This is a genomic window from Glycomyces sambucus (assembly GCF_900102815.1).
Classification (GTDB): Bacteria; Actinomycetota; Actinomycetes; order Mycobacteriales; family Micromonosporaceae; genus Glycomyces; species Glycomyces sambucus.
Genome location: NZ_FNGF01000005.1, coordinates 68,787 through 89,297, shown reverse-complemented (window position 1 = coordinate 89,297; position 20,511 = coordinate 68,787). Strand labels below are relative to the sequence as shown.

Here is a 20,511-nt window from a genome sequence, read left to right as displayed (position 1 = left end):
CGATGTCCGACAATCCGCTGGTCGCGCCGGTGCAGTCGACCAACCAGTGGTACACGGGCGCGGGGCCGCTCGACTCGTACCACGGCATGATCGACGCGTTCAAGTCCGAAGGCTGGGTCGACGACCTGCTCGCCGGGGGCGGGTTCGCGCTGGAGGTCGTGGGGTCGGTGCTCGACCCGTTCAGCGCCCTGCTGTCGGCCGGGATCGGCTGGGCCCTGGAGTACTTCGAGCCGCTGCGGGAGATGCTCCAGGAGGTCACGGGGAAGGCCGACGTGGTCATGGCGCACGCCCAGACCTGGAGCAACATGTCCGGGGAGCTGCTGGCGATCGTCGAGGACCTGACCGCGCACCTGGACGGCGACATGCCGTCCTGGACCGGGGACGCGGCCGACGCGTACAAGTCGCTCATGGCGCACAACGTCACGTCGGCGTCGGCATTGGCGGCGACCGCTGAGGCGATGGCGGCGGCGACCGAGGGCGCCGGGAGCCTGGTGCAGATCACGCACGAGATCGTCAGGGATCTCATCGCCGAGCTGGTCGGGCACGTGATCGTGTGGGCGATCGAGGCGATCTTCGTGGTCACGATCCCGGTCATCGCCGCGCAGATCGTGGCGGCGGTCGTGAAGTGGGCGGGCATCATCATGGGCTACGGCATGGCGCTCGTGCAGTCGCTCACCAACCTCAAGACCCTGCTGGGGGTGTGAGGCATGCGCAGAGCGTTGAAGCTGCTGGTGCTGCTCGGTGTCGGCCTCCTCATGGCCAAACCGAAAGGCGACGGCCCCGACGGGCCGGACGGCGACGGCGGTGACGTCGACCCGCTGACCGGCCGCCCGAAGGACTCCGCGGAGCGCCAGGAGCGCCTGAACTTCCAGGGCAAGAACGCCTCCACCGAGATGGCCGAAGTCCACGACACCGCCAAAGCCGAGGCGGAGAGCGGGCGCGCCGGCGACTCGGACGGCGACGGACAGCCCGATGTCCCGGGCACTCCGGACACCACCAGGCGCTGGACGGACGAACAGCTCGCAGAGATGACGAACCTCGGGAACATTCCCGACAAGCGCCAGGTCCACATCCTCGACGGCGAATGGGATTACGACTCGGGCGAACTGCTCGGCGGCGGGCACGCCCCCGGCTCGGGGAACCCCGGCAAGACCGAGTTCCCGGAGCGGTGGACGGACGAGCAGATCATGGACAACATCTCCGATGTCGCCCGCAATCCGGGTTCAGAGCCCGCTCCGCGGCCCGGCGGCGGGTACCGCGTGACCGGCGTGGTCGACGGCGTGGAGATCGAAGTGCTGCTCAACCGGGATGGTACCGTCTGGTCCGCTTACCCGTTGGGCGGCGACGGCGTCGTGTTCAACTAGCGAAGGACGGCGAACGATGGCAGGACAGTACGCGGCGAAGGTCGAAGGACTCGTCGAGCGCTACGGCGACCGGGTGCGGCCACCGTACGCGCAGGGCGTCCGCAGCGCGTTCTCCGTGGGAGAGTGGGGCCTCGCCGCGGCCGAGCTCGCGAGCGCGCTCGTCGCCGACGGGATCCCGGTCGCCGCCGACGACAAGGCGCTCTTTCGGGAGCTGCTGGGCAAGATCGAGCTGTCGCCGGACACCCCGAAGGACCTCGCAGAGCAGTTGCGCGTCGAGGAGCCGTTCGAACTCTGACGCTAAAGGGTGAGCGTACGGACGATCCTCGCCGCTTCCTCGGTCTTGAGGTTGAGGGTGACCTGGCCCTGCCAGGTGGGGTTCGTGGTGCTCAGGTCGTAGTCGACTTGGAGGCGGTCGGGGGCCGGGTTGGCGACCTTGATGCCGTAGCGGGCGAGGTCGGTGAGCGGGACGTCGATGTGCTTGAAGCGGTGGGCGTGGACGACGAAGCGCTTGTTGGACAGCGCGATGGCGGCTGAGATCGCCGTTCGCTTCCAGTTGGCCCTGCGGCCGGGCGTCTTCAGGTTGCGGTAGGTGACCGAGCCCGGGGCGCCCTCGACCAGGAGGACCATGCCTTCGGCGCGGAGCGCCGCGCTGAGGTCGTCGGGGAGGCGGCCGGGGCCGAGGAGGAGGCGTCGGAGCGCGTTCATGTCCGAAGTGTAGTGAACCGGTGCCGCTGGGCGAGTGAACGAACCGGGACGTTCCGGGTTTGTCGCGATGGCGCACACTGGTGGCGGTTCGCGGCCCGGACCGGGCGCGGACCCTCCCTACCCCCAGAGGAGTTCACTCGTGAAGAGACGAAACCTGTTGCGGGCGCTCGCGATCGGCGCACCCCTGGCGACCGCCGGAGCGGTCGGCGCCGGGATCGCGGCGGCCGACACCGCCAACTTCAAGGTCATGGCGACCGAGCAGGTCGCCAACAAGGTGATGGTGTTCGACAAGGACAAGTCGTTCAGCGACGCCAACCGGTACAAGTCCTGGAGCCCCGGCACCGGCGGGTGGTCGAACCTGTCCGACTGCCGCATCCGGGACACGGCCCAGTTCGGCGCGATCGGGCTGGCGGCCGCCTCGGGCGGCAAGGTCGGGATCTGGAACATCACGACCGAGAAGGACCAGGAGCTCAACGACGTCCTGTGGAGCGCCACCCCGGGCGGCAACCCCCATGCGCTCGAACGGATCCCGAACGTCGGCGCGTTCGTCTCGGCCTCCTCGGACGGGTACCTCACGGTCTACGCGCCCACCAAGGTGTCCGACCCGTCGACGCTCGCGAAGGTGCAGACCGTCTCGCTGGCCGGAGCCCACGGGGTCATCTGGGACCCGAACAACAGCCTGCTGTGGGCCGCCGGGAACAAGACCGTGCAGGCGTACTCCGTCACCGGGACCTACCGGAACACGCGGCTCAAGGCGCACAGCAAGAAGGTCGCCCTGTCGGGCTTGGGCCACGACCTCCAGGCCGACTTCTCGAACTCGTCGCTGCTCCAGGTCTCGGACTCGTACGGCGTCTACTCGATCAACAAGACGACCCTGGCGAAGACCACGCTGCACACCACGACGCGCATCAAGGCGTACGTGAAGATGAAGTCCGGCGAGCACTTCTACATCCGCGGCGACAACGCCGGCTCGCGCGACTGGGGCAGCCCCACGGTCGTGTTCTCGCAGTCGGCGGACCGGACCCGTTCCGGCGCCGAGTTCTACAAGGTCCGGTACTACACGACCGCGTACAACTAGGCGATCGCTCCGGCGGCCGGGTGCGGCAGCACCCGGCCGTCTTCACGGGTGCTACCGCACCCGGCCGTCTTCAGCTGACGACCACCCGGTCGCCCTCGCGGACGGTGCCCTCCGACAGGACGTCGGCGTAGAAGCCGAAGCACGTCGCCTTGCCCAGTCCGGGCACCTCGATCCGGTGGTTCGCGGCGAGGGTCTTGAGCAGGCCCTTGTCGGCCGGGGCGCCGGGGCCGTGGGCGATCGACGGGATGATGCAGCGCGGGGTCGGGAGGGTCGCTTCGAGGACGACCTCGTCGCCGATCGCGATCCGCTGGCCCTGCCGCGGGTCGGCGGGCAGGCCGAGGATCAAGTTGGGGCGGAAGCGGACCGGGTCGACCGTGTCACCGTGCTCGGCGGACAGGGCGTCCATCGCGCCGGTGGTGACGAGGTGGAGCGGCCCGAAGTCGAAGAAGCGGCCGTCGGCGGCACCGCCGACCTGCTGGAGGTCCTCGCCGCCGGGTTCGGCGTCGGTGGCCCACTCGGGGATCATGCCGGGCTCGTCGGGCCACCAGTGGTGCCGCTTGACCTGCTGGGGCGCGGTCCGCGTGATGCGGATCGGGCGGCCGAGCCAGGCGGAGACCGCCGCGTCGGCCTCCGGGGTGCCGGCGGTGACGGGCGCGCCGCCGGGGACGGTCAGCTCGACCTCGTCGCGGTCGGCGGCGAAGTGCGCGGTGACGTCCAGGAGCGCGCCCCACAGGCGCGGCTGCTTGCCGGTGCCGATGGTGCCGTCGGCGTCGAAGCACGCCCAGGTGCGGTCGCCGTCCAGGCCGCGCTTGCCGATCGCGGTCGCGGTCAGGTGCTCGGCGGCGGCGGACTTGAGCGGGTGGCGGCGGATCCCGGCGAGAGTGTTCACGCCCCGATCGTATGCCGCCCGGCCGCGGGCGCGGCTAGCCCTCGTCGGGGAAGAAGAACAGGACCGGCGACTCCTTGATCTGCTTCGGCAGCTCCACCGACCACTCGGTGGCGCCGTCGTAGTCGACGAACGTTGCTTTCGCGCCGGTGCGGGAGACGTAGCCGTCGGGGTGGAGCGAGGTGCAGGACTGGTGGGCCGGGTCGCCCGCGGCCTCGCCGGTCTCCAGGTCGACCACGCGGGTGCCCTCCTGGGCGTGCGGCGTGAAGCCGCCCTTGAAGGCGCCGTAGGGCCCGTAGTCGTCGACGAGGCACGCGTAGCGGCCGGTGGGGTCGACGCCGACGAGGCCGATCGTGAGCGGTTCGGTGCCGGTGAGGCCCCCGACCCTGATGGTCTCCAGGACCTTCCCCTGCGCGTCGATCCGGTACAGCTCGGTCACCTGGAGGTTGTGGTAGACCGCCTGGGCGGTGCCGTCTTCGGCGGTGTACCAGCGCAGTCGGCAGCCCGCCGGCTGCAGGTCCACGGTGGACGGCAGCTCGCCGGCGTCGGGCGAGTACCACTCGGCGGCGCCCCACGCCTGGACCGGCAGCGGGGTCGTGTCGCCCGCTGCGCCGACGCCTTCGGCGCCCCAGACGGCGCCGCGGTGGACGAGGAGCGCCGAGCCGTCGGCGAGCCAGGTCGGGTCGATGCACGCGTGGTCGAGCGGGTACTGGACGGCGGTGGTGACGTCGCCGGTCTCCAGGTCGCCGAACTTCAGGCTCTCGCCGGGCGAGGCGCCCTCGATCCACGCGGCGGTCCGCTGGCCCGGGTCGATGCTCAGCGAGGCGCGCAGGACGGTGCCGACGTCCCCTTCCGCGGTCCACACCCCGCTCAGGTCGAGCACTGGCTCGGCCGGGGGCTGCGCCTCCGGGTCGGTCTCGCCGCCGGGCTCCCACCGGTACAAGAGGTGGTCGTCGCCGAGGGCGTAGAACGTGCCGGTGCCGGTGTCCTCGCCGCTGCCGGTGACCCGGTCGCAGGAGGCGGCGGCGAGGAGGGCGAGGGCGGCCGCGGCGACCGCCGCGGTCCTGGCGCGCTTGGTCATCTGGTCCTCCGTCATCCGGCCTTGTACGTGCCGGCGTCCTTGTCGGCCATGCCGTGGCGCCCGATGAGGTCGAGCCAGACGCGGTAGTTCACCGGGGACGCGGTCGGGTCGATCCCCTTGGCGCCGAACTTCGTGCGCAGCGCCTCGAAGCCCTGCTTCGTCTGCGGGCCGAAGTCGCCGTCGATGGCCATGTCGGTGATCCCCGCGAGATCCCTTGCGGCCCATTGGATGATCGTGGTGTCGGTCTGGTAGTCCCAGTCGGCGGCGACGGCCTGGCGGCCGCGGTCGACGTGGATGTGGTTCCAGTGGGAGCCGTCGGGGTCGTTGTAGCAGTGCAGGACCGTCCCGAAGTGCTTGCGGCAGGTGGCGACCACGGCGAGGTAGCGGCGGCGCAGGTACCGGCGCGTGTCCTTGCCGTGGACGGCGGTGTCGATGTAATGGCCTGCGCCCCAGTCGAACCTGGTGAGGTCGATGGCCGCGCCGTAGCGGTGGTAGCCGGTCTTGCAGACCTTCGCCCCGGCGACGCCGGTCCACTGGTAGGCCCACGGCCCCCCGGTGCGCGCGTACGACTGCCCGAGGGCGTGGAGGTCGCGCACGATCTTCCCGGCCTGCGTGTGGGTCTCCTGGTGCATGGTGAAGGAGGTGACCGAGGGGTGGACGCCGTATCCGGACGCGTTGAACGCGGTGCGGTACCGCATCTTCCAGTTCTCGCTGTAGAGCCAGTTGCGCGTGATGTCGGGGAGTTCGCAGGTCGAGCGGGCGAACGCCTTGCTGCTGCTGGGGAATGCCATCTGTCCTCCTCGTCGCTACTCGATTCCTCTGATGCGGATGACGGTGCCGTCGGTCTCCAGCCAGACGCCGCGCCTGCCGTTGACGGCGAGGACCTCGCCGAGGCAGGCGCAGTCGAGCGAGGAGCCGAGGGCCGCCTCGGTGCGCTCGTCGTCGGTGAAGCGGGTCTCGATGATCGTGCCGTCGCGGTCGGAGTAGAGGCTGACGTGCGCCTTCGTGGCGACGGCCGCCATGGGCCGGCCCGCGCCGGGGGCCTCGCCGATGGCGGTCAGGTGGATCTGCGGCGCCCCGGCCTCGGTGAGCCGCCCGCTGTAGGCGAACTGGGTGCCCTCGCCGTCGGCGACGGCCGCGAACAGGCCGCGGTCGGTCTCGGCGAGGACGGTCCCGTAGCCTTCGCCGAGCCCGGCGGCGAGGCGCTGCCCGGTCCAGGTGGCGCCGCCGTCGGCGGTCACGGCGAGGTGGCTGCGGGAGACGACGGCGACGTGCTCGTCAGGGCTGCCCTCGATCGCGACCGCGAGGCCGTTCGCGCCCAGGGGGCACACGGCGGTGGCGATGCCGGACCGGATCTCCTCCGGCACGGGCAGGTCGACGTACTCCCCCGCGGCGTCCTCGATGCGCACCAGCGCGGGCCGGGCCCGGTCGGGGGCGAGTTCCCTTGCGCCCGTGACCCACAGGGTCGCGCCCGTGGCGGCCATCGAGTGCGGCGTGAAGTCGCCGGGGAGCGGCAGCGGCAGGGGCGGGCCGAGCACGCCCGTGACGGTGCCGGCGGCTTCGGCGGGTTCGAGGACGCGCAGGGCGTGGTCGGCGTCCGCTTCGCCGGTGAGGACGAGCAGTTCGCCGCCGCGGCCGGTCCAGCCGGTGGCGGCGGCGTAGATCTGCGGGGCCGCGCCCGCGCGGGCAGGGCTCGCGGCCGGAGCGACGGCTCCGGCGAGGATCGCGGCCGCGCCGGTGAGGACGGTGCGGCGGGTCAGGCGCGGTGCGACACCTGAGCTCCCAGTGAAGGCCATGGGAGCACTATGACCAATGATGCCGCCTCATACGGTCGAACCGCGAACTTTCATTCCATAGTGGTATTGCATTCCGGTTCGGTGCGGTGTCAGAGCCAGACGAGCGCGGCCAGGCCCGCGGTGGTCGCGGCGGCCGCGAGGACCGCGCCCGCGGCGGCGAAGCGCCCGAGCGGCACCCGCAGGCGCTGGTCCGCGGGGACGCCGGGGCGCCGGCCGGTGACGAGGTCGAACCACAGCAGGGTCGCCATGGACGCCCACGGCAGGACCAGCGGGCCGACGTTCGTGCCGATGAGGACCCCCAGCAGCGCGTCGCCGCTGCCGTGCGGCAGGACCGACTCGACGGCGGCGTACGCGGGCAGGTTGTTCACCAGGTTCGCGAGCCCCGCGCCGGTCAGGCCCGCGCGGAAGACGCCCGCGTCGCCCGCGCCGCCGCCCGCGAGGGCCGAGACGAGGTCGCCGCCGCCGTGCAGCATGAGGGCCGGGACCACCAGGAACAGGCCCGCGGTGAGCACGAGCAGGCGCCACGGGACGAGGTGCCAGCTCAAGAGGTCGCGGCGGCGGCGCACGCAGTGGGCCACCAGGACCGCGGCCGCGGCGGCCGAGACGACCTGGATCGGGACCTCGGCGACCACCGCGAGGACGAACCCGGCGCAGACCGCGGCCGCGGTCCACAGCAGGCGCCGGTCGGCGATCGGGAGCGGCTCGGCGGGGACGGTGTAGCGGTCGCGTTCGCGGTGGCGGCGGCGCCAGAAGCCGACCCACAGGCACAGGGCCGTGACGGCGAGGACCGCGAGCTGCGGCGCCCACATGCGGGCCGCGAAGTCGAGCGGGTCGAGGCCGATCCGGTCGGCGGCGAGCAGGTTCGTCAGGTTCGAGACGGGCAGCAGCAGGCTCGCGGTGTTCGCGAGCCAGACCGTGGTCATGGCGAGGGCGAGCGCCGGGGCGCGGGTGGCCGCGGCGAGGGCGAGCATGACGGGGGTGAGCAGCACGATCGTCGTGTCGAGGTTGAGGAACATCGTGGTGAGCGAGGCGAGGGCGAAGCAGCACGCGAAGAGGGCGGCGTGGCTGCCGCGGGCCAGGCGTGCGAGGCCGAGCGCGGCCACGTCGAACAGCTGCGACGCCTGGACGATCGCGACCATGACCATGACCGTGCCGAGGAACAGCACGAGGGGCGCGATGCGCTCCAGGCTCGCGACGGCGTCGCGGGCGGGGAGCGCGCCGGTGGCCCAGCACAGGAGTCCGGCGGCGAGCACGCCGAGGCTGACGAGGTCGAGCCAGTCGAGGCGGGCGCGCCGCGGGCGCGCCCGCTCGGGTCGCGTCGGGGTTTCGGTCACCGGGCCAATGGTAGGAACGGTTCGGCCCGGCGGCCACGGTCGGTGACCGGGTCGTGGGGCGGCGCGCCCGGGCGGGGAGTCGGGCGGTTCACGGCGGGTCTGCACATTTCGGGCGGCGTGAGGCGCCCCCGGTTCGATGGTGCCCGGCGGGTGTGACAGTGCCCCGGACGCGAGACGGCGTCTCGTGTCCGGGGCATGTGCGGCAGTGGGCGGATGTCGGCCGTCTCGTATCGGAGTCCCCGGTGGTCGCGGACGGCCGCGAGTGGTGCCGCGCGGCCCTTGGCGTCGGATCAGCCCTTGGTGACGGTGAGCTTGTCGCCGATGTCGCTGGTGCCGACCTTGACGGTGTCGCCGTCGGTGATCTTGCCCTCGAGGAGGTCCCGCGAGAGCGGGTCGCCGATCGAGGACTGGATGAGGCGGCGCAGCGGGCGGGCGCCGTAGACCGGGTCGAAGCCGCGGTCGGCGAGCCAGGACTTGGCGGCGTCGTTGACGTCGAGGCGCAGGCGGCGGGCCTCCATGCGCCGCTCCAGGTGCCCCAGCTGCACGGTGACGATCGACTTCAGGTGCTCGTGCTCGAGCGCGTGGAAGATGACGATCTCGTCGAGCCGGTTGAGGAACTCGGGCTTGAAGTGGCTGCGGATCGCGGCCATGACCTGGTCGCGCTTGGCGGTCTCCTCCAGGAGCGGGTCGACCAGGGCCGAGGAGCCCAGGTTCGAGGTCATGATGAGGATGACGTTGCGGAAGTCGACCGTGCGGCCCTGGCCGTCGGTGAGGCGCCCGTCGTCGAGGACCTGGAGGAGCGTGTCGAAGACCCGCGGGTGGGCCTTCTCGACCTCGTCGAGGAGCACCACCGAGTACGGGCGGCGCCGGACCGGCTCGGTGAGCTGGCCGCCCTCCTCGTAGCCGACGTACCCGGGCGGGGCGCCGATGAGGCGCGCGACCGAGTGCTGCTCGGTGTACTCGCCCATGTCGATGCGGATCATGGCCCGGTCGTCGTCGAACATGAACTCGGCGAGGGCCTTCGCCAGCTCGGTCTTGCCGACGCCGGTGGGGCCGGCGAAGATGAACGACCCGGTGGGCCGGTTGGGGTCCGAGAGGCCGGCGCGGGCGCGGCGCAGGGCGTCGGAGACGATGGTGACCGCTTCGAGCTGGCCCACGACCCGCTCGCCCAGGACCTCCTCGGCGTGGAGGAGCTTGTGGGTCTCGGACTCCTGGAGGCGCCCGGCGGGGATGCCGGTCCAGGCCGAGACGACGTCGGCGATCTCGTCGGCGTCGATCTCCTCCTTGAGCATCGGCTGGTGGGCGGGGTCGGTGTCGGCGGTGGCGAGTTCGGCCTCGGCGTCCTGGAGCTGCTGCTCCAGTTCGGGGATGCGGCCGTAGCGCAGCTGCGCGGCCTTCTCCAGGTCGTACTCGCGCTCGGCGCGCTCGGCCTGGGTCTTGAGGTCGTCGAGCTCCTCCTTGATGTCGGAGACCTTCGCGATGCGGCCCTTCTCGGACTCCCACTGGCGCGAGAGCGCGGCCAGGCGCTCGCGCTGGTCGGCGAGTTCGCGCTGGAGGGACGCGAGGCGCTCGGCGGAGGCGGGGTCGTCGGTCTCGTTCTGGAGGGCGGTCTCCTCGATCTCCAGGCGGCGGACGGCCCGTTCGACCTGGTCGATCTCCTCGGGGCGGGAGTCGATCTCGATGCGCAGGCGCGAGGCGGCCTCGTCGACGAGGTCGATGGCCTTGTCGGGGAGCTGGCGGTCGGGAATGTAGCGGGCCGAGAGCTGGGCGGCGGCGACGAGCGCGGAGTCGGTGATGCGGACGCCGTGGTGGACCTCGTAGCGCTCCTTGAGGCCGCGCAGGATCGCGACGGTGTCCTCGATGGAGGGCTCGCCGACGTAGACCTGCTGGAAGCGGCGTTCGAGGGCGGCGTCCTTCTCGATGTGCTCGCGGTACTCGTTGAGGGTGGTGGCGCCGATCATGTGGAGCTCGCCGCGGGCGAGGGCGGGCTTGAGCATGTTGCCGGCGTCGAGGGAGCCCTCGGACTTGCCGGCGCCGACCATGGTGTGGAGCTCGTCGATGAAGGGGATGATCTCGCCGTCGGAGGACTTGATCTCCTCCATGACGGACTTGAAGCGCTCCTCGAACTGGCCGCGGTACTGGGCGCCGGCGATCATGCTGGCGAGGTCGAGGAGGATGACGCGGCGGTCGCGCAGGGACTCGGGGACGTCGCCGGCGACGATGCGCTGGGCGAGCCCTTCGACGATGGCGGTCTTGCCGACGCCGGGCTCGCCGATGAGGACCGGGTTGTTCTTGGTGCGGCGGGACAGCACCTGGATGACGCGGCGGATCTCGGTGTCGCGCCCGATGACCGGGTCGACCTTGCCCGACCGGGCGGTCTCGGTCATGTCGACGCCGTACTTCTCCAGTGCCTTGTAGCCCTGCTCGGGGTCGGAGGAGGAGATCTTGCGGTCGCCGCCGCGCAGGGTCGGGAAGAGGCTGATGAGCTTCTTGTCGGTGGCGCCGAGTTCGGCGAGGTGGCGGCCGGTCTCGCCGCCGGCCTGGGCGAGGCCCGCGAGGAGGTGCTCGGTGGAGACGTACTCGTCGCCGTAGTCGGTGGCGATCTTGTCGGCGGCGTTGATGGCGCGCAGGGCGTCGCGGGCCATGGACGGCTCGGAGACGGAGGGCCCGGAGGCCGAGGGGAGCTCGTCGATGCGGCGCTCGGTCTCGGTGGAGACGGTGCCGGGGGTGACGCCGACGAGCTGGAGGAGGCCGGGCGCGGTGGAGCCGTCGACGGTGAGGAGCGCGTCGAGGACGTGCCAGGGCTCGACGGCGGGGTTGCCGTTCGCGGCGGCGGTGCGCGCGGCCTGGGAGATCACTTCGCGGCTCTTGGTGGTCAGGCGGTTGACGTCCACTGCGGTGTGCCTTCCTTCGTCGGTTCGCTCGTAGGCGGGCCTGCTCGGATGCCGGGTCCGAGCGGTCCTGCGCGGCCCGCGGGGGCCGCAAGGTTGAGTCTAGACGGCTCAAGTTTTCACGGCGAACTCCCGCGCGTTCGCCCTGAGCGAACCCGGTGCGGCTCCGGGGCAAGCGTAAAGCCCCGAGCCCGCGGGCTCGGGGCTTTCGGCCACCGGACGCTACTTGCGCGAGCCGGTGAGGCCGAAGATCGACTTGATCTTCGCCATGAAGCCGGGCTTGGACTTCTCGGACCCGGCGTCGGTGGTCTCGATCGCGGGCGCGTCGGCCTGGGACGGGACGGCCTTCTCGGGGTCGGCCGCGGCCGCCTCCGGCTCGTCGATCGCCTCGGCGACCGGCTCGGTCGCCGTGCTGTCGGTCGGCGCCGCCTCCGAGGGCTTCTCGGACTCGGCGACCGGCTCCAGCTCCTCGACCGGCTCGGCGGCCGGCGCGGTGACGGGCTCGGGCTCGGCGGCGACGGGCTCGGCCGCGGTGACGGGCTCGGGCTCGACGTCCGAAGTCGCGGCGGCGGTCTCGGTCTCGGCGACCGCCGCGACCGCGGGCTCGTCGACGATCTCGGGTCCGGCGTCGGGGGCCTCGTCGGCCGCGGCCGCGGGGGCCTCGGCCTCCTCGGCTCCCGCTTCGTCCTCGGCACCGGCGACGAGCAGGGCGCGGAACTCGGCGACGGTAAGGACCGGGACGCCGGCCTCCTCGGCCTTCTTCACGCGCGCCTCGGCGGGCTTGACGGTGTCGTCGACGACCAGGTGGGTCACGGTCTTGGTGAACTGTTTGGCGAGCGCGACATCGGCGTCGGACTCGGCGATCGCGCGGGCGGTGTCGGCGTCGGGGCCGGTGCCCAGGACGATGATCCGGACCTTGTCTCCCGTCTTCGTCGGCACGGGAACCTCCCTATATTCGGTAATCTGCGGCGTTCAGGGGCACTGCGGGCTAGTCGCCAGGCTCTAGTTCGAAAGCGTACCGGGTGACCGGGTCGCCGCGGACCAGCGCCGACCGTTTATTCCCCCTCGACGCTGCTTCTTTGCCGAACCGCGGACTCGATTCCGGCGACGCGGTCCGACAGCAGGGTGATGGCCCCGACGGCCCTCGACATTGGATCGTCGCTCGCGCCGCCGAGCGTCTGCTCGCGCCGGAACGCGTCCTTGACGGCCTCCCAGCGGGCCTCGCGGTCGCCGTCGAGGCGCCCGCGGAGCTCGGCGAGTTTGAGCAGGTTCGACTCCGCGCCGGAGGCGAGGGTCTGCGCCTCGCCCGCGTAGTGGTCGTCGATGACCGCTTCGAGCTCCTCGTCGTTCATGACCGGGACGACCCGCTCGGCCAGGCGGTTCATGTTCCGGTACGAGCCCTGGAGCAGGAACGGCGGCTCGGTGCGCGCGGCGGCGTCGGTGGCGGCCGACGCGATGTACGCGAGGTTGTTGCGCAGCACGGTCTCCTGGATGCGCACGAGTTTGCGCAGCACCGACAGCACCTGGTCGAGTTCGCCCGCCGAGTACGGGTGCGCGAGGCCGTCGGGGGCGGCGGTCGGGTCGCCCGCGGCGAGGCGGACGAGCAGCTGCACGTCGGCGCGCCCGCGCCCGGCGAGCGGCGCGGTCACCTTGTTCGAGGTGAGCGCGTTCTCGATGTAGGACTGGGCGAAGACCCGGTCGCGCCCGGAGAGGACGTCGCCGAGGTTCCACACGTCGGCGCGGTTGGCGAGCATGTCGGGGATGCGGAACCGCTGCCCGGCCTCGGTGTACGGGTTGCCGGCCATGCACACCGCGAACCGCTTGCCGCGCAGGTCGTAGGTGCGGGTGCGGCCGTTCCAGACGCCCTCCATCTTCCGCTGCGCGTCGCACAGGGAGATGAACTTCTGGAGCAGTTCGGGGTTGGTGTGCTGGATGTCGTCGAGGTAGAGCAGGACGTTCGAGCCGCATTCGAGCGCGAAGTTGATCTTCTGGACCTCGGCGCGGGCGGTGGCGTTCGGCGCGTCGTTCGGGTCCACGGAGGTCGTCTCGTGCCCGAGCGCGGGCCCGTTGACCTTGACCAGGAGCATCCCGAGCCGGTCGGCGACGTACTCCATGAGGGTCGTCTTGCCGTACCCGGGCGGGGAGATGAGCATGAGCATCCCCGACTGGTCGGTGCGCCGGCCCTCGCCGGACCCGGCGCCGATCTGCTTGGCGAGGTTCGCGCCGATGAGCGGCAGGTACACGTCGTCGATGAGCTGGTTGCGCACGAACCCGGCCATCGTCTTGGGCTTGAACTCCTCGATGCGCAGGGTCGAGCGGTGCGCCTCGATGAGGTCGGCGCGGCGGCGCTGGTAGGCCCGGTAGCCGGGGAGGACGGTGCGGCGGAACCCGCCGGTGCGGGCCAGGAACTCGTCGAGGCGGATCTCCAGGACCCGGTTCTCGATGCGCGCGTGGGTGCCCAGGAGCCCGGTGACCTGCGCGGTGAGTTCGGCGTCGACGTCGTAGGAGTCGGCCGAGCCGATGAGCAGGGCGATGGCCTCGGGGAGGTCGCCGCGGTCGAAGCGGTCGCTCTCGGTCTGGCCGAGGAACGCGTCGAGCCAGTTCCACGCGAGGCCCCATTTGAGGAACACCGACCGGGGCGCGTCGGCGGGCGCGTCGCGTTCGACGGCCGCGAGGTCGCTGTTGAAGTCGCTGTTGAGATCGCTGCTGAGATCGCTGTTGAGGTCGCTGCTGAGGTCTTTGTCGAGTTCGGCCTTGGCGGTGGGTCCGATGTGGTTGGCGAACGCGGTGAGGAGGGCGCGGGCGCGCCCGGAGGCGGCGAAGGCGCCGGTGGCGGCGAGCTCTTCGACCAGGTACTCCACCGTGAGCTGCGGGTCGGCGGCGAGCGGGAACTGCCAGTGGTCGCGCAGGCGGGTGCCTTCGGTGAACCGGGCCAGGGGCGCGCCGATGTCCTTGACGAGCCCGGCCATGGCGTCGGGGCGGCCGAAGACCTCGCGGACCTTCGCGAGCGAGCGGGCCTGGGCGGCCCAGACCGCGGCCTCCTCCTTGTTCGCCGCGGTGTACTCGCCCCAGAACAGCCGCGCCAGCGCGCGTTCGGCGGCGGGGTAGCGGAGCAGGCCCGCGCTCTGCTGGAGGCGCAGGACCTCGGTGAGGACCGCGGCGGCGTCGGCGTCGTGGACGCCGCGCTCGTAGCCCTCGTCGTAGCGTTCGGCCGCGGCGGCGGCGACGAACTTCGGCAGGTCCTCCTCGGCGAGGAGCGCGGCGGTGCCGTGCTCGGCGAGGAGGGCCGCGGCCAGGTGCTCGGAGCGGTACACGTCCGGGTTCTCGGAGGGGAGGAACTGCTGCCAGTACGCCTTGGTGTCGGCGAACCCGGGGTCGTCCACCACGTGCCGGTAGTCGGTGCCGGTGAGCGAGAAGGCGAGCGCGTCGCCGGTGGGCACGAGGGTGAGGTCGAGGGGCTGGGTGTTGACGGGGATGCGGTGCTCGCCGAACTTGACGGCGTCGCCGTCGAAGAGGTCGATGCGGTCGGTCAGGGCCCGCCCGGCCTCGGCGCGGGCGGCGGCGATGCGGCCCTCGACCTCCTCGGCGCGCACGGTGTCGTCGAGGCCGCGGAGCTCGGCCACGACCTTGCGGAGGCGTTCGACCATCGGGTCGGTGGCGAAGTAGGTGTTCACTTCGTCCAGTGAGGACAGTGTGAGGGTGCGGCGGGCGACGGCGTCGAGGATGCGGTCGGCGGAGGCGGCGAGCTGCTCGGCGCGGCGGGCGGCTTCGTCGAGGAGGTGCTGCTTGCGGGAGGAGAACGCCTCGTAGACGTCGGTGCGCTTGTCGGCGAGCTGCGCGAGGAACGCGTCGAACTCGGCGAAGCGGGTCTCGAGGTTCTCGATGGTGAGTAGGAGCCGGCCCAGCTGCTCGTCGCACGCCGCGGGCGTGCCGGCGGCGCTGATCGCGGCGGTCACCGACTGGCCCAGGAGCGCGAACTCGGCGGCGAACTCCGCCCTGCCCTCGCCCACGGCGAGTTCGCGGCGGCGCGCGGCGAGGGCCGCGCGGGCGCGGTTGACCGCGGCGAGGACTTCGGAGACGCGGCCGAGGATCGCGGTGCGCACGACGGCGTCGCCGATGTCGAGGTTCGCGACGACCTCGGTCAGGGTCTCCAGGCCCCGCTGGCGGGCGTCGAGGTCGTCGAGGACGGGGGTCGCCTCGGCCACGGTGGCAATGCCCTCGGCTTTGTGTTCGAGGCCGGTGATCTGCTCGTGGTAAGCGGTGAACGCGTCGTCGCGCTCCAGGAACGCGACGGCGCGGCGGCCGGTGGCGGCGAGCGATTCGGCGACCTCGGCGGCGAGCGCGTCGATGCCGGCGAGGTCGATGTAGCGGGTCTCGCGCAGCGTCACGAGGTGCCCGGAGGCGCCGCGCAGCTCGGTGAGGAGCCCGACCCACTCCTCGGCGGTCTTGGGGGTCTCGCCGCGGGCGCGGCGCAGGAGCTTGACGGTGTCGGTGCGGGCCGACTCCAGGGCCCGCTCGGCCTCGCCGGTGAGTTCGGCGACGGTGGCGTACTCGTCGAGGACCGATTCGGCGGTGTCGCGGACCTGCTTCAGCGTCTCGTCGAGGCCGTGCAGCCCCTCGTCGCCGAGCCACGGGTAGTCGTCGAGGCAGCGGACGGCGGCGGCGATGAGCGCTTCGAAGACCGCCTGGGCGGGCTCCATCTCGCGGACGATGCGGGCCACCGAGAGGGCGTCGGAGACGGCGCGGACGGCCTCGGCGTTGCCGATGCGGTTGATCGGGCCGTCGCCGGACTCGGTGGCGGCGGCGTGGGCCTCGGAGCAGAACGGGGTGGCCCACACCTGCATCGGGTGGACCCGGGTGGCCTCCTCGCCGCCGGCGCGGAACGCGACGAGGGTGCCGTCGTCGAAGACCGCGTAGCCGTGGACGCTCATGGGCGCCGCGACCTCTTTGCGGATCACGTTGTACGGCAGCAGGAGCGAGCGGCCCTCGGCCTGGTCGTAGAAGACGTAGAGGACGTCCTCGCCGTTGGGCGAGCGGACGATCCGCTTGAAGCGGAGCCCGGCGCTCTCGTGGTCGAAGGTCTTGAGCCTCCCCTCGTTGAGGTAGTACCCGCCGGGGAAGATGACGCCGTGGTCCTCGGGGAGGCGCCGGCACGCGTTGCCGATCGCGTCGGCGCGCACCACGGTCGCGGTGCGGGTGTTGTAGATCAGGTGCCGGGCGGCGGTCTCCTTGTAGGGGAGGATGCGCAGCAGGATCAGCGGTCCGATGCGGGAGTAGGCGATCTCGGCGTCGGCGAGGGACTGGAGGGGTTCGGCGACGGGCTCGGAGTAGACGCCTTCGCCGGTGTCGGTGTTGTTCTCGATCTTGACGGTGAGGTCGCCGCCGAGGCATTCGACGAAGATCTCGTCCTCGATGGACACGTGCGGGTGGCGGCCGGTGACGTGCTGCTCGCGGGTGGTCTCGGTCCACTCGAAGTCGTAGGGCTCGGGCCAGACCGCGTCGGCCTCGCCGCGCGCGTCGATGTAGGCGGCGGTGCCGTCGCTCTGGAGCTGCCAGCGCAGGACGCGCTGGTCGGTGAGCTGGTCGCCGATCTTGAAGACGGCGAGGAGGCGGGTGTCGACCTCGCGGACCTGGAGGAGTTCGGCGGAGCGGTAGTACCGGTAGATCTCGGTGAAGTCGGTGACGAACCTCGGGTCGTCGAGGGCGTGGCCGGACTCGGCGACCTCGTGGAACGCGAAGTTCCCGTTCTCGCGCTCGAAGTCGTGGAGGGCGAAGACGTCGGCGACCCCGGTCTGCGACTTGAGTCCCATGTGGACGTTGTAGCCGAAGAGGAGCCGGTCGCCGATGCGGGCGATGTCGCGCGGGACGCAGTTGTTCGCGGTGCGGATGCGCGTGGTGCCCAGGAGGGTGAGCTCGGTGGACCCGAACGCCTCGGTGCGGTCGGCGTTCAGGGCCTCGGCCCGGTCGGCGAGGTCGGCGGCGTAGCCGGCGAGGCGGGAGGAGAGGACCTCGTAGGTGCCGCCGTCGAGAGAGGCGCTGCCGAGAGAGGCGGCGGCACTGTCGGAAGCGGCGCGGTCGGAAGCGGTACCGTCCGGGGCGTTCCCGGCGGTGGCGGCCTCGGGCGCGGCGGTCTTCTCTTCGGCCATGGGTTCCCCTGGGAGCGTTCGGATGCGGGTGCGGGCGGTGGGAGGACCGCGGGCCCCAAGGGTGGCGGGGCCCGCGGTCCGGGTCTGGCGCTACTTCGCGGCGATCTCGTAGGCCGGGCGCTCGGCCAGGCCGAGCTCGCGGGCCTTGGACAGGAGGCCGTTCAGGGAGCCCTCGTCGCCGCCGCTCTGGATGAGCTTGAGGAGCGCGGCGGACACGGTGAGGTTCTTGACGTCCTCGGTGCCGATGGAGCCCAGGACGCCCTTGAGGTCTTCGGCGAACGACGTGCTCCCGTTGCCCCACGCGGCGACCGCGGTCTGGGCCACCTCGGAGTGGGCGACGAACCCGTCGACGGCCTTGCCGTAGCCGATCGCGCCGACGACCCGGTCGAAGAACTGGGCGTCGCCGCCGACCAGGGAGATGTCGGCCTTCGACAGGCCCGTGGCGATGACGTTCGCCTGCTGCTCGGCGATCGACCGGCGGGCCTCGATCTCGGCGCCGCGCAGCTCCTTCTCCATCTCCAGGCGGAGGCGGTACTCCTCGTGCTCGCGGGACGCGTTCGAGAGCGCGTCCATCGCGACGGCCTTCTCGGTGAGGCCGGCAGACTCGGCGAGGAGCTTCTCGCGCAGGGCGTTCGCCTCGGCGGTGCCCTTCGCGGCGGTCGCGGTGGCCTCGGCCTTGCCGATCGCGGCCTGGGCCTCGGCCTCGGCCCGCCCCTTCGCCTCGGACGCCTTCGCCTCGGCGAGGCCGCCCTTCTCGATCGCGTCGGCCTCGGCCTCGCGGACCTGGACCTCGGCGAGGCCCGGGGCGGCGGCGAGCGCCTGCTCCCCTTCGGCCTGACGGATCTTCGCGCGCGCTTCGAGCTCGGCGGCCTGCTGCGCGGCCTCGGCCTCGGTGAGGCGCTGGCGGGCGAGGTGCTTGGACGCGGCCTCGGCGGCCTCGGCGGCCTTGATGTCCTTGACCAGGCTCTCCTGGGCCTCGGCCTCGGCGAGGATGATGACGCGCTGGCGCTCGCGCTCGGCCTCCTCGACCGCGCGGAGGCGCTTGATGCCCTCCTCCTGCTCGGCGACGGTCTTCTCGACGGCGATGCGCTCGCGGATGACGTCGGCGATCTCGCGCTTCTGCGCTTCGAGCTCCTTGTTCGCGGCGATGCGGGCGAGCTCTTCCTCGCGCTCGCGGGCGACCACTTCGAGGACGCGGTCCTTCTCGATGCGCTCGGTCTCGACGGCGAGGACGCGTTCGCGGTTCTTCTCGGCGACGGCGATCTCGCGGAGGCGGTTCTCGTGCTGGACGCCCGTGGCCTCCTCGGTGCGGATGCGCGCGGTCTCGGACTTGAGGCGCTCCTCGGCCTGGACCTTCTGGACCTCGGCGGACTCGCGGGCGCGGAGGGTCTCGATCTCGCGCTGCTGGCGGATCTCGGCCTCGGTCTGGCGCCGTTCGAGCTCCAGGACGGCCTCGCGGGCCTCGACGTCCTGGCGCTTGATCTCCTTCTCCTCGTGGCGGCGGTGCTCGTTGGTGGTCACCGACTCCTTGGCCGTGAGCTCGGTGATCTTGCGGATGCCCTGCGCGTCGAGGATGTTCTGCGGGTCGAGGTGCTCCAGCGGCGTCTGCTCGAGGTAGTCGATCGCGGCGTCCTCGAGCGAGTAGCCGTTGAGGTCGGTGCCGATCACGTTGAGGATGCGGTCGCGGAACTCGTCGCGGTTGGTGTACAGGTCGGTGAAGTCGAGCTGCTTGCCGACGGTCTTGACGGCCTCGGAGAACTTGGCGTTGAACAGCTCCTGGAGCGTGTCCTGGTCGGAGGCGCGCTTGGTGCCGATGGCCCCGGCGACGTTGATGACGTCGTCGGCGGTCGCGTTGACCCGCACGAAGAACGTGATGGAGATGTCGGCGCGGATGTTGTCCTGGCAGATCAGGCCGTCCTTGCCCGCCCGGTTGATCTCGATGGTCTTCACCGAGATGTCCATGTACTCGGCCCGGTGGACGATCGGGAGCACGAGCGCGGAGGTGAAGGAGACCTTGCGGGTGCGGAGCTTGGTGACGACCAGCGCCTGGCCGGGCGCGACCTTCCGGTAGAGCCGGACGATCATGAGCAGCAGGCCCAGGAATATGAGCGCGGCGACCACGAGCGTGATCAGGGTAGCCGAGTTGGAGGCGTCCATTCGGTGGGTTCCTAACGAGACATCGAGGGGGTCGTGAGTTACGGGCGTGGCACCACGATAGCCAAGTCCCGCCCCTTGCGGGGTCCGCGAACGCACCGGCGGCACGAATGGGGGAGGGGCGAATTCGGCGAAGAACCCTTATGCCTCAAGCACGGCGATGTCCGGCGGGAATGACACCGGGACGACGAGGAAGACCTGGTCGAGCTCGTCGTAGTCGAATACGACGACCTTCGAATGGCGCACGAAGAGGCTGTCGTCGACCCCTTCGGGCTCGTGCGGGGAGCGCCGGACGTTGATGAGGATCACCGCGCCCTCCTCGTCGATGACCTCCGCCTGCCCCGAGTCGAGGGTCACGGTGCCGGTGCGCACGACGCACACCTTGCCGACGAGGTCGGCGTGGGCGGTCGCGGGGGCGTCGTCGAAGAGGCGCGCGAGCGGCCGGGTGAGGAGCTTCGCGCCGAGCATGCCGACGCCGAGGCCGGCCACGAGCACGGCGGTGCCGGAGGCCGCGGGCGGGATGAACACGTCGGCGCTGCGCACCCAGGTGGTGCCGAGGACGGTCACGATCCAGCCCAGGGTGATCCACAGCGACAGCACCACGGTGAAGGGCACCGCGCCGAACCCGAACGCGCCCCAGAACCCGCCGGCCTCGATCCCGACCTCCGGGTCGCCGACGTCGACCACGTCCACGTCCAGCGCCCCGATGACGACCGCCAGCCAGTACAGGACCACCAGGACGAGTCCGAAGGAGAAGACGACCGGAGGGAAGGAAAGGGCGATGTCCAGGAACTCACTCATGGGGCACGGGTCCTTCTCGGCGGATCCGGGGACGGCCGGGGACGCCGCTGGGCGGCGCTCGGGTCGCGTCGTCGGTTCTGTGGGCCGCGGGGCGCGGGGCGTTCCGCACGCCGCGGGATGGCGGGTCAGGGCACTCGCGGGTCAGCGAGATCGGGCTTGCTTCTAGGGTAGTGCACGCGTCCCATCGGGGGAAGGTCGCGCAAAGCGGACGTTCGCGCCCGCCCTGCCGCCCGGGGAGGGGCGCGCGGTGCCGTCCCGCGATAAGGTGTGACCGG

The 20,511-nt window shown here is 71.7% G+C and carries 15 protein-coding genes; 4 read left to right on the top strand and 11 right to left on the bottom strand.

Going from position 1 to position 20,511, the window contains the following annotated elements; genetic code table 11:
* The first annotated feature begins 2 nt into the window (after window positions 1–2).
* From BLS99_RS15710 to BLS99_RS15700, 3 genes are read left to right on the top strand one after another with little or no spacing between them, the layout of a single operon-like run.
* Complete coding sequence (locus BLS99_RS15710) at window positions 3–704, top strand: WXG100 family type VII secretion target (protein ID WP_091051770.1); 702 nt, start codon at window positions 3–5, stop codon at window positions 702–704.
* A gap of 3 nt (window positions 705–707) precedes the next feature.
* Window positions 708–1,364 (top strand): EndoU domain-containing protein, encoded by a 657-nt coding sequence (locus tag BLS99_RS15705; RefSeq protein ID WP_091051767.1) that lies wholly within the window; start codon window positions 708–710, stop codon window positions 1,362–1,364.
* 16 nt (window positions 1,365–1,380) lie between these two features.
* Complete coding sequence (locus BLS99_RS15700; protein ID WP_091051764.1) at window positions 1,381–1,659, top strand: hypothetical protein; 279 nt, start codon at window positions 1,381–1,383, stop codon at window positions 1,657–1,659.
* 2 nt (window positions 1,660–1,661) lie between these two features.
* On the opposite strand, the gene BLS99_RS15695 is transcribed toward BLS99_RS15700, so the two are convergent.
* The gene (locus BLS99_RS15695; RefSeq protein ID WP_091051760.1) at window positions 1,662–2,069 is read right to left on the bottom strand and encodes a hypothetical protein; all 408 of its coding nucleotides are present in this window, start codon (window positions 2,067–2,069) and stop codon (window positions 1,662–1,664) included.
* Between the two features lie 139 nt (window positions 2,070–2,208).
* Here BLS99_RS15695 and BLS99_RS15690 point away from each other — a divergent pair, with 139 nt between their 5' ends.
* Window positions 2,209–3,147: a hypothetical protein gene (locus tag BLS99_RS15690; protein WP_143034832.1), complete on the top strand. Its 939-nt coding sequence runs from the start codon at window positions 2,209–2,211 to the stop codon at window positions 3,145–3,147.
* A 70-nt stretch (window positions 3,148–3,217) separates the two neighbouring features.
* Here the strand turns inward: BLS99_RS15690 and BLS99_RS15685 are convergent, their stop codons facing one another.
* The 10 genes from BLS99_RS15685 to BLS99_RS15640 form a co-directional block, all read right to left on the bottom strand.
* On the bottom strand, window positions 3,218–4,036 hold the full coding sequence (locus BLS99_RS15685) for an MOSC domain-containing protein (protein WP_218126533.1): 819 nt from the start codon (window positions 4,034–4,036) through the stop codon (window positions 3,218–3,220).
* A 34-nt stretch (window positions 4,037–4,070) separates the two neighbouring features.
* Window positions 4,071–5,114: a transcriptional regulator domain-containing protein gene (locus BLS99_RS15680; protein ID WP_143034831.1), complete on the bottom strand. Its 1,044-nt coding sequence runs from the start codon at window positions 5,112–5,114 to the stop codon at window positions 4,071–4,073.
* Window positions 5,115–5,125: 11 nt separating this feature from the next.
* Complete coding sequence (locus BLS99_RS15675) at window positions 5,126–5,905, bottom strand: hypothetical protein (protein WP_091051747.1); 780 nt, start codon at window positions 5,903–5,905, stop codon at window positions 5,126–5,128.
* A 15-nt stretch (window positions 5,906–5,920) separates the two neighbouring features.
* Window positions 5,921–6,910 (bottom strand): hypothetical protein, encoded by a 990-nt coding sequence (locus BLS99_RS15670; protein ID WP_091051744.1) that lies wholly within the window; start codon window positions 6,908–6,910, stop codon window positions 5,921–5,923.
* Window positions 6,911–6,999: 89 nt separating this feature from the next.
* On the bottom strand, window positions 7,000–8,244 hold the full coding sequence (locus BLS99_RS15665) for an ArsB/NhaD family transporter (protein WP_091051741.1): 1,245 nt from the start codon (window positions 8,242–8,244) through the stop codon (window positions 7,000–7,002).
* 290 nt (window positions 8,245–8,534) lie between these two features.
* On the bottom strand, window positions 8,535–11,138 hold the full coding sequence (gene clpB / locus BLS99_RS15660) for an ATP-dependent chaperone ClpB (RefSeq protein ID WP_091051736.1): 2,604 nt from the start codon (window positions 11,136–11,138) through the stop codon (window positions 8,535–8,537).
* 219 nt (window positions 11,139–11,357) lie between these two features.
* Entirely contained in the window at window positions 11,358–12,074 is a 717-nt protein-coding gene (locus BLS99_RS26300) for a hypothetical protein (RefSeq protein ID WP_091051734.1), read from the bottom strand.
* Window positions 12,075–12,190: 116 nt separating this feature from the next.
* Window positions 12,191–17,281, bottom strand: a complete 5,091-nt coding sequence (locus BLS99_RS15650) for a DNA repair ATPase (protein ID WP_091051731.1) — start codon at window positions 17,279–17,281, stop codon at window positions 12,191–12,193.
* Between the two features lie 90 nt (window positions 17,282–17,371).
* Window positions 17,372–19,438, bottom strand: a complete 2,067-nt coding sequence (locus BLS99_RS15645) for an SPFH domain-containing protein (protein ID WP_091051728.1) — start codon at window positions 19,436–19,438, stop codon at window positions 17,372–17,374.
* A gap of 138 nt (window positions 19,439–19,576) precedes the next feature.
* The gene (locus tag BLS99_RS15640) at window positions 19,577–20,236 is read right to left on the bottom strand and encodes an OB-fold-containig protein (RefSeq protein ID WP_091051725.1); all 660 of its coding nucleotides are present in this window, start codon (window positions 20,234–20,236) and stop codon (window positions 19,577–19,579) included.
* Window positions 20,237–20,511: the final 275 nt, after the last annotated feature.

What these genes read in the sequence shown, in the direction of transcription:
- BLS99_RS15645 (WP_091051728.1), bottom strand. Translation starts at nt 19,438, where the DNA reads ATGGACGCCTCCAACTCGGCTACCCTGATCACGCTCGTGGTCGCCGCG.
- BLS99_RS15675 (WP_091051747.1), bottom strand. Translation starts at nt 5,905, where the DNA reads ATGGCATTCCCCAGCAGCAGCAAGGCGTTCGCCCGCTCGACCTGCGAA.
- BLS99_RS15700 (WP_091051764.1), top strand. Translation starts at nt 1,381, where the DNA reads ATGGCAGGACAGTACGCGGCGAAGGTCGAAGGACTCGTCGAGCGCTAC.
- BLS99_RS15680 (WP_143034831.1), bottom strand. Translation starts at nt 5,114, where the DNA reads ATGACCAAGCGCGCCAGGACCGCGGCGGTCGCCGCGGCCGCCCTCGCC.
- BLS99_RS15640 (WP_091051725.1), bottom strand. Translation starts at nt 20,236, where the DNA reads ATGAGTGAGTTCCTGGACATCGCCCTTTCCTTCCCTCCGGTCGTCTTC.
- BLS99_RS15705 (WP_091051767.1), top strand. Translation starts at nt 708, where the DNA reads ATGCGCAGAGCGTTGAAGCTGCTGGTGCTGCTCGGTGTCGGCCTCCTC.
- BLS99_RS15650 (WP_091051731.1), bottom strand. Translation starts at nt 17,281, where the DNA reads ATGGCCGAAGAGAAGACCGCCGCGCCCGAGGCCGCCACCGCCGGGAAC.
- BLS99_RS15695 (WP_091051760.1), bottom strand. Translation starts at nt 2,069, where the DNA reads ATGAACGCGCTCCGACGCCTCCTCCTCGGCCCCGGCCGCCTCCCCGAC.
- BLS99_RS15710 (WP_091051770.1), top strand. Translation starts at nt 3, where the DNA reads ATGTCCGACAATCCGCTGGTCGCGCCGGTGCAGTCGACCAACCAGTGG.
- BLS99_RS15670 (WP_091051744.1), bottom strand. Translation starts at nt 6,910, where the DNA reads ATGGCCTTCACTGGGAGCTCAGGTGTCGCACCGCGCCTGACCCGCCGC.